The sequence below is a fragment of the Haloplanus salinarum genome, assembly GCF_009762275.1.
GTDB classification, from domain to species: Archaea; Halobacteriota; Halobacteria; order Halobacteriales; family Haloferacaceae; genus Haloplanus; species Haloplanus salinarum.
The window spans coordinates 3,167,878-3,183,023 of the sequence record NZ_CP034345.1; the positions used below are offsets into that span (position 1 = coordinate 3,167,878).

At 58.2% G+C, this 15,146-nt stretch carries 11 protein-coding genes; 6 read left to right on the forward strand and 5 right to left on the reverse strand.

What is annotated here, in order from left to right; all coding sequences use genetic code 11:
- Window positions 1–13: 13 nt before the first annotated feature.
- A complete protein-coding gene (locus tag EI982_RS17575) occupies window positions 14–712 on the forward strand; it encodes a flagellin (protein WP_157690926.1) in 699 nt (232 codons plus the stop codon).
- Window positions 713–1,290: 578 nt separating this feature from the next.
- Here the strand turns inward: EI982_RS17575 and EI982_RS18855 are convergent.
- A complete protein-coding gene (locus tag EI982_RS18855; protein ID WP_233255257.1) occupies window positions 1,291–1,983 on the reverse strand; it encodes a hypothetical protein in 693 nt (230 codons plus the stop codon).
- 1,696 nt (window positions 1,984–3,679) lie between these two features.
- On the opposite strand from EI982_RS18855, the gene EI982_RS17590 reads away from it, so the two are divergent.
- Window positions 3,680–4,900 (forward strand): orc1/cdc6 family replication initiation protein, encoded by a 1,221-nt coding sequence (locus EI982_RS17590; RefSeq protein ID WP_157690928.1) that lies wholly within the window; start codon window positions 3,680–3,682, stop codon window positions 4,898–4,900.
- 947 nt (window positions 4,901–5,847) lie between these two features.
- Here EI982_RS17590 and aglF read toward each other — a convergent pair.
- Together aglF and EI982_RS17600 are read right to left on the reverse strand one after the other, a co-directional pair.
- Entirely contained in the window at window positions 5,848–6,651 is an 804-nt protein-coding gene (aglF, locus tag EI982_RS17595; protein ID WP_157690929.1) for a UTP--glucose-1-phosphate uridylyltransferase AglF, read from the reverse strand.
- Between the two features lie 39 nt (window positions 6,652–6,690).
- Window positions 6,691–8,076 (reverse strand): oligosaccharide flippase family protein, encoded by a 1,386-nt coding sequence (locus EI982_RS17600; RefSeq protein ID WP_233255258.1) that lies wholly within the window; start codon window positions 8,074–8,076, stop codon window positions 6,691–6,693.
- 313 nt (window positions 8,077–8,389) lie between these two features.
- Between EI982_RS17600 and EI982_RS17605 the strand changes: the two genes are divergently transcribed.
- Window positions 8,390–9,220 carry a hypothetical protein gene (locus tag EI982_RS17605; protein WP_157690930.1) on the forward strand — a complete coding sequence of 277 codons (831 nt, stop codon included), beginning with the start codon at window positions 8,390–8,392 and terminating at the stop codon, window positions 9,218–9,220.
- A 7-nt stretch (window positions 9,221–9,227) separates the two neighbouring features.
- Here the strand turns inward: EI982_RS17605 and EI982_RS17610 are convergent, their stop codons facing one another.
- Window positions 9,228–10,166: a UDP-glucuronic acid decarboxylase family protein gene (locus EI982_RS17610; RefSeq protein WP_157690931.1), complete on the reverse strand. Its 939-nt coding sequence runs from the start codon at window positions 10,164–10,166 to the stop codon at window positions 9,228–9,230.
- Between the two features lie 99 nt (window positions 10,167–10,265).
- Here EI982_RS17610 and EI982_RS17615 point away from each other — a divergent pair, with 99 nt between their 5' ends.
- From EI982_RS17615 to EI982_RS17625, 3 genes are read left to right on the forward strand one after another with little or no spacing between them, the layout of a single operon-like run.
- Window positions 10,266–11,438, forward strand: coding sequence for a glycosyltransferase family 61 protein (locus EI982_RS17615; RefSeq protein ID WP_157690932.1), 1,173 nt, complete (start codon window positions 10,266–10,268; stop codon window positions 11,436–11,438).
- Window positions 11,439–11,498: 60 nt separating this feature from the next.
- Window positions 11,499–12,476, forward strand: a complete 978-nt coding sequence (locus EI982_RS17620) for a hypothetical protein (RefSeq protein WP_157690933.1) — start codon at window positions 11,499–11,501, stop codon at window positions 12,474–12,476.
- A gap of 49 nt (window positions 12,477–12,525) precedes the next feature.
- Entirely contained in the window at window positions 12,526–13,902 is a 1,377-nt protein-coding gene (locus tag EI982_RS17625; RefSeq protein WP_157690934.1) for a sulfatase, read from the forward strand.
- 122 nt (window positions 13,903–14,024) lie between these two features.
- Here EI982_RS17625 and EI982_RS17630 read toward each other — a convergent pair whose 3' ends face one another.
- Window positions 14,025–14,972 carry a glycosyltransferase family 2 protein gene (locus EI982_RS17630; RefSeq protein ID WP_157690935.1) on the reverse strand — a complete coding sequence of 316 codons (948 nt, stop codon included), beginning with the start codon at window positions 14,970–14,972 and terminating at the stop codon, window positions 14,025–14,027.
- Window positions 14,973–15,146 lie beyond the last annotated feature (174 nt).

Below are 15,146 nucleotides of genomic sequence, written 5' to 3' on the forward strand. Positions count from 1 at the left end.
ACACGAAGCAACAATGTTCGAAGAACGAACTGACCGAGGCCAAGTCGGTATCGGGACGCTCATCGTGTTCATCGCGATGGTTCTGGTCGCAGCGATTGCGGCCGGTGTCCTGATTAACACGGCTGGCTTCCTCCAGACGCAGTCTGAACAGACCGGACAACAAAGCAGCGCACAGGTCACCGACCGCCTCGAACCCGTCTCCAAAACCGGGAACGTCTCGTACTACAACACCAGCGACAACGTCACCCTGACCGAGTCGGAGGCGAACACGTCGCTCAGTAACACGTCTCTGGCGGTGAACGAGGTGTCGATGGTGGTCCAGAAGGCACCGGGCGCGAGCGACATCAACATGAGCGCGACCACCTTCGAACTGATCGCGCCGAACGGCACCGACCGCTTCGCGTTCACGAACGAGACGGCGATCAACCGAAGCGAGGCGACCGGTCCCGACGACCGGACGCGGGCGCTTCAGGACGACGACAACTCGCTCAACGAGAGCCGCGGATCCGGGTTGATCCTCAACAGTCGGACCGACCGACTGGTCGTCACGATCAACATGACCGCACTCGACTACAACGACGCGTTCAGCAACGGCCCGCTGGAGCCGGGTGAGACGGCCACCCTCCGGATCAACACCGAGAGCGGTGCCACGAGCATCATCCGCATCCAGGTGCCACAGTCCCTCTCCGGCGAGGAATCGGTCGAACTCTAACACGGCCGGTTCGCCACCATTCGCTGACGATTCCCTATCTTTCGTATACCGGTAATCGTGAGCGACAACCACAACTCTTGGAGTGGCAACTCTACACAACGGGAAACGAGACAATACTCATCAAAGGGGGACAAGTCGGATTGCTCCGAAGAACGTGATGAGTATTGTCTCTAATAAGAGTTTTTTTTCAAGTATTATAAAAACAGCGGGTGGCGATTCTGTTGAACTACATCGAGTACAACTCACGACGCAGACATCGATGTGGAGTTGATCGACGAATACGACACATCGCAGACGTGCAACCGCTGTGCTGCGAGGGCGCCCGAGCAACGCAGGGACGCTTCGAGTGTCCCGAGTGGGGACTAGACGACAACGCATGCGCTGAACATCGACAAACGAGCCTTGGGCAAGTTCTCGAAACCGCTGTCCGAGGCGGGGGCTGTACTAGCACAGCCCGAAACGCAGGTCATCGTCCACCGTGACGACGAACCTGCGAACCTCTCCGTGTCCGTGGATTCGACCCCCAGTGGGGGGACCCACCGTTTTAACCGCGAGAGGATGTCCGGGCGGGAAGACTGTCACTGGTCGTCGTCTTGTGTGTCTCGTTTGCGATGTTCGCGTCGTCGATATCGGGTGAAGTACGTGTCGGCGTAGTCCTCGTGGCCAGTCCGATCGGGCACATAACACGGTGCGCTCTTGATGGGAGAGAAGACTGCCGCTTCGAGATCGGCATCAGGCTGGTCGTGCGGGGGGCGACACAGTGTGATTGGGAGGATTTGTCGAAGGGTCTCCGGGTCAACCGAGTCCCGATGGATATCAGCTGCCTGAGGTGGCCGCTTGCGGATCAGTGGTGGGAACTCGTCGCCATCGAGATCTTGGAGGGTAAGTAGGCGGACATCAAACGCTTGGGCCAGCCGCCACGCCCGATCCGTGAGTCTGGAGGTGTGACACAGGACCGGCATGGCACGACCAAGGAACGCCAGCAGACACAGCCGGATGATCACGGTCTCGTCGATGGGGCGATCTTGCCAGTCTTTGCATTCGGCAACGAGGTAGTCGGCGGGCTCGTCCCGGGGCTCTTGGCGACAGGCAACGACGTCTGCGGTGAGTGCCACGAGGGGCTCGCGACGGGCAGTCGCATATCCCCAGTCTTCGAGGGCCTGTTGCAGTTGGATCTCCAGCCACACGCCTTGCCCCTGGCCGCGTCCAGGGGTGGTGTCGCGTGGGGGATCGTGTGGGTCCGCGTCGGCATCGTCGTCACCGGGATCCATCGGTATCCCCCGTCTGTTTGAGTGGGTCGTCCGGTGTCGTCCGCCATTCTTTAGTGTCCGTTTCGGTGGACATGGTTGAGGACTGACCGTCTACTGGGGCCGTCGTCGTTGCTTCGAGATGGCTGGCCGCCTTCTCGAGAGCACTGGCGAGCTCACGAGCCTGAGAGGGGGTGAGCTCGGTAGTAGTGGTACCCCAGTGGCCACCGAATCCGACAAGGAGCGTCTGGTCTGTCGTTGCCTTGGGCGTGACCTCAAGGGTGGCTCTGGAGTGTTCGTCTTCGAGGCGGCGAGTGATGCCGGTCTCGACGGCGAAACGAGAGCCAGCGGTGGATGGGTCGTCGTCTGGTCGGTGTGTCATTGGATCAAGGAAGTCGTTAGCGGGGTGTTGAAGTGGCACTGGTTGCAGACTCTTCGAGCGGTGGACAGACCGCTTCGAGGACCCACGACTGGGGATGCTGCCGAGCCTGGAGCCCGTGGAGGCCACAGTGATGGGCCGCGAGGGTCCGCAGGATCCGGGGTGGTACGAGGTGGTAGTCCGGACCGACGACGACTTCCACGACGGGATACTCAAGGTGGGGGTTGTCGGTACAGACGTCTGTAGCCTGAACGCCGGTGATGACTTGGAGTGCCTCCGCACACCGATGGATCGTTACGGTTCGGATGTCACGCGGCTCGGCTCGGGCTGGAACAGGAGTGAGACGGGGTTTCTGTGGGTGTGTACTCAATCGGGCGTTGGCGTATCTGGACAGCGATGGACCGCGAGTCGTTCCGGGAGTCCGATGGCTCCGCAGGCGGGACAGCGCTGTAGCGGTGGGCAGGCTGAATCGTAGTCGGGAAACTGTACGACAGGTTCTTTGTTCGGTGGATCGGAATCGTTCATGCTTCGTTGGCCAGCAGCGGAGCACAGGGGTCGGTGGTTCCAGCACCGGCCTCGCTTTCTCCGAGGCATCTGTGCTCATCCCATGGTTGATATTCTATCTACATAATTCTAACGGAGTATTATACTTAGGAATATTCAAAGTGAAATCATGGAGTTACAACTATCACACTGCCAGCGGACATCGCACATGAGCATGGTCAATAGGGATTATACCCCAACCGACAACGAAGAACAGATATTAGATATTTTTAAAGAAGGATATGGAGAAGATATACCATGGGGGCGTGTAAACCCGCTATATTTGCGGAAACGAACGGATCTAAACAAACAACAGGTTAATTATGCTCTTAGTCAGCTGACTGCGGCAGGATGGATAAAAAAGCTCACCGAGGGCCTCTATGAATTTGTTACTGACCCTCGAACAGAACCGCGATTAAATCACGAGTAGAATTATAATTTCGTATATTTATGACGGTACTCTGGAGTGAGAAAAGTGGGGGGTAGCCATAAGGCCGTATGGGGATTTTTGCTTTGGGAGACGAGGAACGAACGGAATAGCCGCTATCATCTCAGCCTTGGGTACTCTCACACCCCACTACGTCGAATGTTCTCCGAATAGGGTAGGTATAATTTTCTCTGTTTTGGCCATGTATTTCATCAGTCACACCCCACTATGTCGAGTGTTCTAGCCACATCTAGAACCGTGTGAGATAGAGTATATTCCACTATAGCGCTAAATCTATCTCGCCTCTTTTTCATTCGCTACATTTGACGCGGTGGTTTTATTATCCCCGTATCAAGATATGTGAGCAACTGATGACAACGTTCACTCGTGACACCCATATCTTCCGTGACGAAGATATGCTACGGGATGATTACCAACCAGAATCAATTACGGCTCGAGAATCGGAGCTAGATACATACAAAACTGCACTTCAACCAGTGATAAACGGTGCCCAGCCACGGAATATCTTCCTGTACGGAAAAACAGGTGTCGGGAAGACAGCTGTCTCACGATATCTACTCAAACAACTACAAGAAGATTCGGTCAAGTACGATGATGTTTCTCTTTCAGTGTTCTGGCTTAATTGCACGAATCTTTCCTCTTCATACCAAGTGGCAGTCAATCTAGTTAATACACTGCGCCTGGCTGACGACCAGATCAGTACAACAGGATATCCACAACAACGTGTTTTTGATCTCCTATATGAGGAACTCAATTCTATTGGCGGGACAGTCCTGATAATTCTTGATGAAATTGACCATATTGGCAATGATGACGAGATTCTCTACGAAATCCCGCGAGCACGTTCAAACGGCTATCTTACAGAAACAAAGCCTGGAGTCATCGGAATTAGTAACGATTTCAGTTTTCGTGATAACCTCTCTCCAAAAGTGAAAGACACACTCTGTGAGGAAGAAATTCATTTTTCACCATACAATGCACCCGAGTTGGAAGCAATTCTTGATCGGCGTGCTGAGGGCGCACTCTATGATGATGCCACTGAATCAGGGGTACTCGCGCTGTGTGCTGCTATTGCCGCCCAAGACACAGGAAGTGCAAGGCAAGCACTTGATTTACTATATCAAGCTGGTGAAGTTGCACGAGCTGCGGCCCACGACCGAATTACTCAAAATGATGTACATGAAGCGCGCAATAAACTTGAACGGAGCCAAATCGAACATGGGATGCGCGAACTCACGCGACATGGCCATCTCTCACTCGTAGCGGTACTACAGTTGGCTCTTGAATCCAAGGAGCCATTCCGCGTACGTGATATTTATCCACAATATCGAACAATTGCCGAACGGTCAGATATTGATCCATTAGTTCGCCGCCGTATGCATGACCATCTTGCTGACCTTGCGATGCTTGGCATTCTTGACCGTCACTCCCGAAATGAAGGTCGTTCGGGGGGTCAATACTATGAGTATCAATTCTCTGTCGATTTGGAGATCGTTGTCAACGTTGTCAGCGACTTCGAAGGACTCACGCTACCGCGGCGCGTCGCAAAATTAATTCATTCAGTAGAATAAATCTTGACTGGAACATTCGACACAGTGGGGTGTGTAGTGGTGGAACGGGGTGATCGTTGGAAAGGGAATTCAACATAGTGAGGAACAGTAACCAAAATTACACAGATTCAGAGTACAGGAAAAGTTAATCAGAAAGTATGGTTTGCTGTGGAGAACATTCGACACAGTGGGGTGTGAGAAAGTTAGCACACTCTATCAATCACACGTCCCCTGATACGACAACTACATCTCGAAGTGACAACCCTCGCGGTAAACGGCGAGGGGCTCTCCTCGTAGAAAGATAGTGGGCTGTCCCGGGGTCACGTCACGAGGTACTCATCCTATAGATCTGCTCTACATCTGTATTCCCAGAATTCTCTCGGTAGAAGCGGTATCCGTCGTGAATGTCACTCGGTATGAGAGGTGTATCTATCTATAGGACCGAGAGAGATTCAGCAGGAGACTCTGGCCTAAAACATTCGACACAGTGGGGTGACAGTCTTACAAATACGAGTTCGTTGTTTAGTCTACAGCGTGATTTTTTATTTCGATTCTCTCGGCTCACATGAGTTAACTCACCCAATGACCTTCGTCTTTTTCTATTTTCTAAGACTTAGCTGACCGGGGTCGACAGCTTCATTTGGAGCTCATCGACGCCGTACTTCGAATGACTTCCGACCCGCGGATGTTGGCGAGAACGACAGTCATACCTTGGTTATATCGACAGGCTGCACTTCGAACTCACGACAGATACCGTTTCTCGGACCGGACGGCACAACGATGCGTAGCCCGTCGGATCACACGAGAACAACGCAGACAGCGGATACAGACCGAACCAAAGCGTGGAGCCTCAAATGTGCCACCGACTTCACTTCGCCGACCACAAAAGTTGTCACGAGTTCGTTTCCGAGTGACCCGCCACAAGTCAAGCTTCGAGGTACTCGAGCCAGGCCGCCTGTAGATCGGGATTACTCTGAGGGTGTGGACCCCGACTCCGCCATTGTTGCTGTGTCGCTTTCAGCGGTCGTATCATCAGTCGTCTCGGAAGACTCCGCAGTATCAGTAAGCCGGCGCTCGGCCTCATCACGGTCTTCCGGATACCCTACGTCGATCCGCCAGCCGTTCATCCGGATGGCGTCGATGGTGCGCCCGCTCTGAATCAACAGGTCGATGGCGTCGGGCAGTTCGTACTCGCCGCGATCCGACGGCTGGACGAGGTGACAGGCGTGGAAGATGGCCGGCGTGAAGGTGTAGAACCCGGTCATCACCAGGTTCGAGGGCGGGTCGTCGGGCTTCTCGACGACGCGGGTGATCTCGCCGTACTCGTTGGTATCACAGACGCCGTAGCGACTCGCCTCCTCCCACGGCACCTCCTCGACGAGGAAGGCGGCGTCCGCGCGCTCTTCGCCCTGCCGGTTGACCACGTCGCCCAGGTTCGCCTCGAAGACGTTGTCCCCGAGCATGAGCACGAAGTCGTCGTCGACGTACGGCTCCGCGGTGAGCAGTGCGTGGGCGAGCCCCAACTGCTCGCGCTGGTGGGCGTAGGTGATCGGCACGCCCCGGTACTCGTCGTCGTACCGCTCCATGATCTGCTCTTTCTTGTAGCCGACGACGACGACGAACTCCGAGACGTCGACGCCGACGTCGATCAGCGAGTCGAACGCGTACTCGATCAGCGGCTTGCCGTCGACTTCGACGAGGACCTTCGGTTTGTCCTCGGTGAGCGGGCGGAGACGGGTGCCCTTGCCGGCCGCGAGGATGACTGCCTTCATGGGCCTACCTGGCGGCCCGGGTTGCAAATACTTTCGGCTCTACCACGACAGGTACGGTTCGAGAGGCGGGAGGTTGCGCCGAACCGTCGAGCGAAACCGGGTGGAGAGGACGAGAAGGGTCGCGAAGTACACACCGGCGCCGAGCCCAACGAGGACGAGAACGGTCGCGAGGTTGTGGTTCAAGAGGTGGTACGTGTCCTCGACGGTCAGACCGATGTAGACGACGGCGGCCATGATCGTGCCCGCCCCTCCCTGTCGGAGTATCTCCCCGATCGGAAGGTCGAACGAGACGATTCCCGACAGGTACCAGTAGGCGAGGACGAGACTGATTGCGACGGAGCCCGCCGTCGCGACGGCGGCACCGAGCCACCCGTAGAGGTAGACAAGGAGAACGTTGAACGAGAGGTTCACGCCCACGAACGCCGTGTTGACGCGAAATGAGAGTTCGGGACGGTCGACGGCGTTGAGCGCGTTGAGCAGCTGGTTCTGGTATCCCATGAACAGGTTGGCGACGATAAGAACGAACAGTACGGCTGTCCCCTGTGTGAACTCCGGGCCGTAGAGTTGCAGGATTCGGTCTCCGAGGAGGGCCCCGCCGAACACACCGGGGATGAGGAACAGCCCCCCGTAGGCGAGCGACTCCTCGACGACGTTGGCCGCGGCCTGGGGGTCGTGCTGTGCCGACAGTTCGCTCATCTCGGGAAAAAGTGTCGAGGACAGCGCCCCTGAAAAGAGGATCAGGAACTGTGCGACGTTCCACGCGACGGAGTAGATCCCGATGAGCGACGACGAGACGAAAAACCCGAGAACGATGACGTCCGTGTAGTTGAACATCCGGGACTGCAGGCTGCCGAGCCACGAGAATTTCGCGAACTCCAGGAGGCTGTGGAAGTGTCGCTTTCGTGGCACACCGAGCGAGGGGAGGTTGCGGACGGCGATGAACAGACCGACCGCGAGGACGAGTCCGATACCGGCGAGATGTCCCCAGAACAGCCCCGCGACGCCCAGACTCGACACCACGGCGAGGATCTGCAGGAGGCTCCGGCCGCCGATCTTGACCGGCGAGAGGATCCCCGAAATGTGGACCAGATGAAGTCCCGTGAGTACCGACCGCACGACGCTGTATGCGAGCGTGGCGAAGAGGATCGCCACGACGAATCCGGCCGCCGGGTAGCCGACGTAGGCGTTGACCCGGGCCCGAAAGAGCAGAACGCCCGCCGCGACGACGACGAACAACGACCCGACCAGCACCGCCCCGGCTACCGTGTACTCGCCCTGTTCGTCCCCTTCGCTCACGCGCTTCGAGATGGCTCCCGAGACGCCGATCTTTCCCGCGATGGCGAGCCACGACACCAGCCCGATCCCGAGGTGGTAGATGCCGAGCGGTGCCGCCCCGAGGAGGCGGGCGATGTACAGCGTTGCCACGAATCCAATCGCCGACGCCAGCAAACGGGCGAGAAAGAAGACGACGGACGTTTGCCCGAGGCGCAGACGTGACATTGTGGCGTTACGGTGAGATGCTCCGTCGACCGGAATAACCCTTCTGTCCTCGTCCCGAGTCAGGAAGTTCTTAGACCGGAGCCCCGTACCGGCTGCTATGCGCCACCACCTGGATCGGGCCAGATCGGTCTACCGATCCCGAGGCCTCGCCAACCTCGTTCGGACCGCGGTGTCCTATGTCCCGATCGAGTTGAACAATCTATACTTTCATCTGCGGTACGGCACCGCGACTCGCGTCATGGACGAGGACTGGGATACCCTCATCTTGCTTGACGCGTGTCGGTACGACATGTTCGCCGAGCGGACCGCTCTCGAAGGGACCCTCGAGTCGCGAATCTCGGCCGGCTCGACGAGCGAAGAGTTCCTCGATCGGAACTTCGGCTCCGGCACGTTCCACGACACCGTCTACGTAAACACGAACCCGTACCTCCCGAAACTCGGTCTCGATGACGACGGGACCTTCCACGCAGTCATCGACCTGCTCGACGACTGGGACCAAGACCTAGAGACTGTCCACCCCGAAACCGTCGTCGAGGCCGCACTGGACGCCCACCGACGGTTCCCAAACAAACGGTTGATCGTCCACTTCATGCAGCCACACTTCCCGTTCATCGGCGAGACCGGACGCCGGATCGCCGCGAAGGGGTGGTCGACCGAGCAGGGTGATGGGGGCGGGGGCGAACAAGCCATCGACGGCCGGACGGTGTGGCAACAGCTCCGCGCGGGAACGGAGGGAACGGAGTTGACTCACGAACTCGCCTGGGAAGCGTACTGCGAGAATCTTGAGGTGGTCCTCGATCACGTCGAACGACTCCTCGACGGTATCGACGGCAAGACCGTCGTCTCGGCGGACCACGGCAACATGGTCGGGGAACGGCTCCGCCCGCTCCCCTCGCGTCGGAAGTACGGCCACTACTACGGTGTGTACACGCCCGAACTCGTTCGCGTCCCGTGGCACGTGATCGAGTCCGAGGAGCGTCGGGAGATCGTCGCGGAACCGCCGGTCGAAACCGGCGGTCAGACCGACGACGTCGTCGAAGAGCGGCTGGATGCACTCGGCTACCGCTGATCCGGATCTAGAGGGTTCGATCGACATCCTCGACGGTCCGTTCCAGCCCGGTTTCGAGGCCGACCACCGGCTCCCAGTCGAGCATCTCCTGCGCCTTCGAGATGTCCGGTCGCCGCCGCGTCGGGTCGTCCTCCGGAAGCGGTTCGTAGACGACGTCGCTATCGGTGTCACAGATCTCGAGCACGCGTTCCGCGAGCGTTCGGATGCTGATCTCGTTCTCGCCGCCGACGTTCACCACGTCGCCCTTCATGTCGTCGGTCCGCATGACCGCGCGGAGGCCGTCGATCATGTCGTCGACGTAGCAGAACGTTCGGGTCTGGCTCCCGTCGCCGTAGACGGTCAGGTCCTCACCCCGGAGCGCCTGCGAGAGGAAGGTCGGGACGACACGGCCGTCGTCCGGTCGCATCCGTGGCCCGTAGGTGTTGAAGATGCGAACCGTGCGCACGTCGAGGTCGTACGCGTCGTTGTACGCCACGGTCAGCGTCTCGCCGAAGCGCTTGGACTCGTCGTAACAGCCCCGCGGCCCGCGGATGTTCACGTTGCCGGTATAGCTCTCGGGCTGGGGGTGGACCTTCGGATCGCCGTAGACCTCGCTGGTGCTGGCAAAGAGCATCGTCGCGTCGTGTTCGAGCGCGTGATCCAACAGGAAGCGGGTGCCCTCGGTGTTCGTCAGCGCGATGCGCACCGGGAACTCGGTGAAGTCAGCCGGCGACGCCCGCGAGGCGAGGTGGTATATCTCGTCGACCGCCGGGAGGTCGGGGCTCTCGCGCAGGTCGGTCTCGACGACCTCGAACCGGTCGTTCGAGTCGAGGTGTGCGACGTTGTCGTATGTTCCGCTGCCGAAGTTGTCCACGCAGACGACTTCGTAGCCGTCGGCGAGGAGTCGCTCGCAGAGGTGGCTGCCGAGAAAACCGGCGCCGCCGGCGACGATGGCGCTATCTCCCATACCGTCGGCATGCGCGCCTATGCGTGAAAAGTCGCCCGACTCGAATCTGATTCCGATCGTTCTTTATCCTCGCACGGGGAGGAACGTGGCAAGCGACCTATGCGATTCGGGACCCACCTCTCCGCTCGAAAGATCCGCCGGAAACTCGACGCTAGCGGACCGCTGGACACCGGACGCGCTGGCGTCGAACTCCTCTCGCGGAAACTCGTCTTCACGCCCCTCTTCGCTACCCTGTTCGAACGCGGTTATCCCCCATCGATTCCCCGTCATCGCCTGCTCGACGAGTCCGAGACGTTTCGCCCCGAACCTATCGACTCGTCGGCGACCGACGCCGCATTCGACGAGGACCGATTCGTGACGCTCGTCCCCGGCGGTCGCATCCTCGCCGGGAGCGGCGCGATCTTCACGGGCGAGGGTGAACTCGTCGTCGAGTCGCTCTCGCCGTCCGCGGACCGCTCCGCGTACACGACCATCCCGCTCATCGATCACCTGTTTCGCGACGGCCCGCGGTTCGTCACCGACATCTTCACCGGTGACGTCCATTCCCTCAGGCCCGCCGACGACTCGACCGGCCTCCTCTGCCCGTTGATCCCCCGCTACCGAAACTACTACCACTGGACGATCGAGACGCTCCCGAAACTCCGTCTCCTCGACGCGTTCGGGGACGAAACCGGCCGCGAGCCGACGCTACTCGTCCCGGCCGATCCACCCGCGTGGATGCGGGACTCGCTTCGACTCCTCGGCGGCGAGGACTTCCCGATCCGGCACGCCCGCGAGCCGGTGTACGACGCCGATCCGACGGTCGTCCCCTCGTTCGCCGGCACGGTCACCGGTGCGGAACACCGGTGGTTCAAACGGCAGACGAGTGGTCTTCGCGGCGACGCAGACACCGACCGTTCCCGGCGCATCTACGTCTCTAGAGCGGGCGCACGGGAGCGGCGCGTCCACAACGACGACGCCGTCCTCGACGCCCTCGACGACTACGGGTTCGAACCCTACCGCCTGGAGGAACTCCCCGTCGCCGAACAGGTGCGACTGTTCGCGGAGGCCGAGGCGGTCGTCGGCCCCCACGGCGCCGGGCTGTCGAACATCGTCTACAGCGATGACGTCGCAGTCGTCGAACTGTTCGGGTCGAACGTGAAGACGAACTTCGCCCGCATCGCGGAGGCGGCCGGGTTCGAGTACCACCGTCTCGAGGGCCGTCAGGACGGCCCCGACATCGAGGTCGACGTGTCGCGGCTCCGCGAGACAGTCGAGCAGATCGTCGACTGATCGGCCACGCGAACGTGGATCGCCACCGCTTTGAAGATCGACCGCGCTTCAGTCGGTACGATGGGTATCTCGTTTCGGGCGTGGCTGGACGAACACCGCGAGCAGTTCCACGACGACGGACCGAAACGGTGCGCGATGCACGCGGCCTACACCGCCTTTCTCGGTCTCTGGTATACGCTCACGTCCCGGCGATCGATCGGTCGGAACGTCTACGAGAAGGAGTGGGACCTGCTTGTCGTCCTCGACGCCTGCCGCGTCGACGTCCTGGAGGCCGTCGCCGACGACTACGAGTTCGTCGACTCCATCGACCGGGTGCTGTCCGTCGGCAGCCACTCCCGGGAGTGGCTGGCGGGGACCTTCACCGACGCCCGGCGCGACGATATCGCCCGGACCGCCATGGTCACCGGCAACGGCCACACGCAGGCCATCTTCTTCGACGACGAGTTCCCGCCCAAGGAGACGGTGCCGTTCTGCCGGCCGAAGTGGGATGTCGTCGACGGCGACGATTTCGATCTCCTGGAGATGGTGTGGCAGGACGACCACCCCGAGGGCTACGGCGTCCCGCCACGGTCCATCACCGACCGGACGATCGCCGCGGGACGCGAGGGGGATCACGACCGTCTGATCGCTCACTACATGCAACCGCACATCCCCTACATCGCCGACGCGATGCGGGAGGATCGGGAGCCGACCGAGGACGAAGCCCGCGGGTGGAAGCGACTGGAGTCGGGCGACCTCGACGCGGACACCCACTGGGATCTCTACGAGGCGAACCTCCGACTCGTCCTCGACGACGTCGAACTCCTCCTCGAGAACATCGACGCCGAGCGGGTGGCGATCACCGCCGACCACGGCAACGTCTTTGGCGAGTGGGGGACGTACGGCCACCCGGAGGGCTTTCCCCATCCCGACGTGCGGGTGGTGCCGTGGGTGGAGACGTCGGCGACCGATTCGGGGACCCACTCGCCGGAAGGCCTCCGGGAGGACGAGGTGGCGACCTCCGTGGAGGAGCACTTGGAGGCGATGGGGTACGTATAGGTGAATACTTTCCACAATACTAATATCAGAGCCTTCGACAATGAGCGGTATGTCAGCTCCAAATATTCTACTCATCTCGATCGACAGCCTTCGTTCCGATTTCTGTTCCTTCCTAAATGATTCCGAACGGACGATGGATTTTCTGGATGACCTCGCTGGGGAGTCGACGGTATTCGAACGGGCAATCTCACCGTCCACGTGGACTCTTCCTGTCCATGCATCAGTTTTCACCGGTCTGTATCCCTTCGAACACGGTCTGAACGACGGCGAGACCATCCTCGGAGATCATCCGACGTTGGCGGAGATCCTTGTCGAACGGGGATATACGGCTCGATCGTTCACCCACAATGACTGGTTTCGAACTAGCGGTATGGCACGTGGATTTGACCACGAGCACACACGAATGCCCGGAATGGTCCAACATGGGTTCGACAACCTACGCGATGGGGTTCGAGATCGGGATTCGTCGTCGATAACCAAGGGAACGAAGCAGCTGTTGGAGGCGGTACCGGTCAAAGCACGGAAAGCATTCTTCAGACACCGGCTCAAGGGCGCACGAACGGTGACGAAAGCTATTCGCCGACTGAAGTCGGATGACGCTCCCTTTTGTCATATGGTTCATCTCAACGACGTTCATCACGCATACCGGCCGCATATCGACTATTATCGGAAGTTCGGGGAGGAAGGGTTGATCAACCTTCACAAAAATGTACTGTACCAACAGGAACTGAAACGAAAGCGCGACGGGATCGAGACAGGGAATTACGATATCGACGAGGACAGGCTCGAACTTATGATCGATTTGTACCGGGGATCGATACTGCAGGTCGACGCCCAAATCGAACGTCTGGTCGATTCTCTTATCGAAACCGGCGAGTACGAGAATACCGTCATCGTGGTCTTCGGTGACCACGGTGATCTGCTGGGCGAACGTGGCCGGTTCGGACATGGGTCCCCGATCTGCGACGAACTCGTCCGTGTCCCTCTTCTCATCCGCGACCCGACCGGACAGCTGGAAGCAAGTCGTCGTTCGGATCCGGCACAACTGAACGACCTCTATCCGACGCTGCTTAAATTGATCGGGGAATCGCCTCCCCCGACTCATAGTCTTCCGTTGCAGTCTGATTCACGTGATGCCGCTTTCGTCCACTATCGGAGCGGCAAGCTTAATCAATCCTCCGACGCTCTCGATTTTCCAGAATCGGAGTTTCCACCCTTCAAACAGGCAGCGATTTGGAAGGCGCCCGATTCCAAACTAGTGTATTATCCTGATGAAGATCGGTACCGGCATGATGAAGAGATGAATACTGACCTGCTACCGGAACTCCGCGCCCATCTTGAAAACCTCGATCCCGTGCCAGCAAGAGGAGAAAAAGAACTGTCGGCAAATGTTCGATCGAACCTGAAACAGATGGGCTATTTGTAACCGTTCTCAATTTGTGTACAGATCCGGAAGATTTCTCAAATCGAATTTAGTGACTGTAGTGAGCGTTTAATGAGCTCCGTTCTCCTTGGCCGGAGCAATAAAGTCCGACATACGGTCGTTGTTCACCTGGTCTTCGTAGAATTATAAATGGAACTAGCGATCCGGTAGCCTGGTTTTCCGAACACCGCAGCGAATACTAATGCGACCGTTACGACGTTCACGTACGACTGCTTCGACATCCAATAAAGTGCCTTGAGACTGGAGAGAATTGCCTGTGGTGACCACAGTTTCTCATCGAGTAGTCGCCGAGAATGCATGCGGTAAACGGTTTCGAGACGCTGATATCTGATTTGCGGATCGTATGCATCATAGATCTCCTTGTAATCCTTGACGACCCGAATCATATCTGGCATTGCTTCGGGTTTCTCCCCGCGGTGATCCTCATGAATTCCGCGCTCCAGAAGCAGTTCGTCGCTATACTCGAACCTCGTCTTATTAGCCAGTAACAAACGGATATCGATTCCATCACGCGCGGGCCGAGGAGTGAGTGGCATGATAGATTTGAGAACCGACCGCTCGATCAGCATAGTTGAGGGAATACATGGATGCATCGACATCCTTAGTGCCTGTTCGAGCACGTCCCCGCGGACGTCCGGTTTCGGATGAACCTCTCGACGCGAATCGCTCGTCCCATCGGTCCTGCCTTCCTTTTCATCGGTAAAGAAACCACAATAAGCCACGCCAACATCCTCGTTTTCCCGAATGATTTCGACGTGTCGCTCTATCTTTTCTGGCAGTAGTTGATCGTCATCGTCTAGGAATTGAATATATTTGCCGCTAGATGCTTGGAACCCGGTATTCCGTGCCGGGTTCGCCCCTCTGTTCTTGTCATGGGGAATATAGGTCACATCGTAATCCGAGACCACGTTTTCGGCGTGCCTTTCTCCCGAATCGTCGACCACTATCGTTTCAACGTTTTCGTATGTTTGATTTATTGCACTCTTGATGGCAAGACGAAGCCACTCGTTCCGATAGTATGTGGTTATGATTATTGATGCCAACTCAGTCATGTCTATTCGCTACTGTTAGGACTGGCCATATAAGTATCGAGTTGATAATCGGTGGTGCGTTTGACTGGTGCAGTCACCAACATTCGGATGGTCCGCTGTCTGAATCACCAGTACGATCCGACCATCCGGTGGGTGTCGGTGACACTACTGAGAGGTACTTACCCGTTCCGTCCG

Coding starts and splice junctions, on each gene's coding strand:
- EI982_RS17575 (WP_157690926.1), top strand. CDS start 14: ATGTTCGAAGAACGAACTGACCGAGGCCAAGTCGGTATCGGGACGCTC.
- EI982_RS18855 (WP_233255257.1), bottom strand. CDS start 1,983: ATGGATCCCGGTGACGACGATGCCGACGCGGACCCACACGATCCCCCA.
- EI982_RS17590 (WP_157690928.1), top strand. CDS start 3,680: ATGACAACGTTCACTCGTGACACCCATATCTTCCGTGACGAAGATATG.
- aglF (WP_157690929.1), bottom strand. CDS start 6,651: ATGAAGGCAGTCATCCTCGCGGCCGGCAAGGGCACCCGTCTCCGCCCG.
- EI982_RS17605 (WP_157690930.1), top strand. CDS start 8,390: ATGGACGAGGACTGGGATACCCTCATCTTGCTTGACGCGTGTCGGTAC.
- EI982_RS17610 (WP_157690931.1), bottom strand. CDS start 10,166: ATGGGAGATAGCGCCATCGTCGCCGGCGGCGCCGGTTTTCTCGGCAGC.
- EI982_RS17615 (WP_157690932.1), top strand. CDS start 10,266: ATGCGATTCGGGACCCACCTCTCCGCTCGAAAGATCCGCCGGAAACTC.
- EI982_RS17620 (WP_157690933.1), top strand. CDS start 11,499: ATGGGTATCTCGTTTCGGGCGTGGCTGGACGAACACCGCGAGCAGTTC.
- EI982_RS17625 (WP_157690934.1), top strand. CDS start 12,526: ATGTCAGCTCCAAATATTCTACTCATCTCGATCGACAGCCTTCGTTCC.
- EI982_RS17630 (WP_157690935.1), bottom strand. CDS start 14,972: ATGACTGAGTTGGCATCAATAATCATAACCACATACTATCGGAACGAG.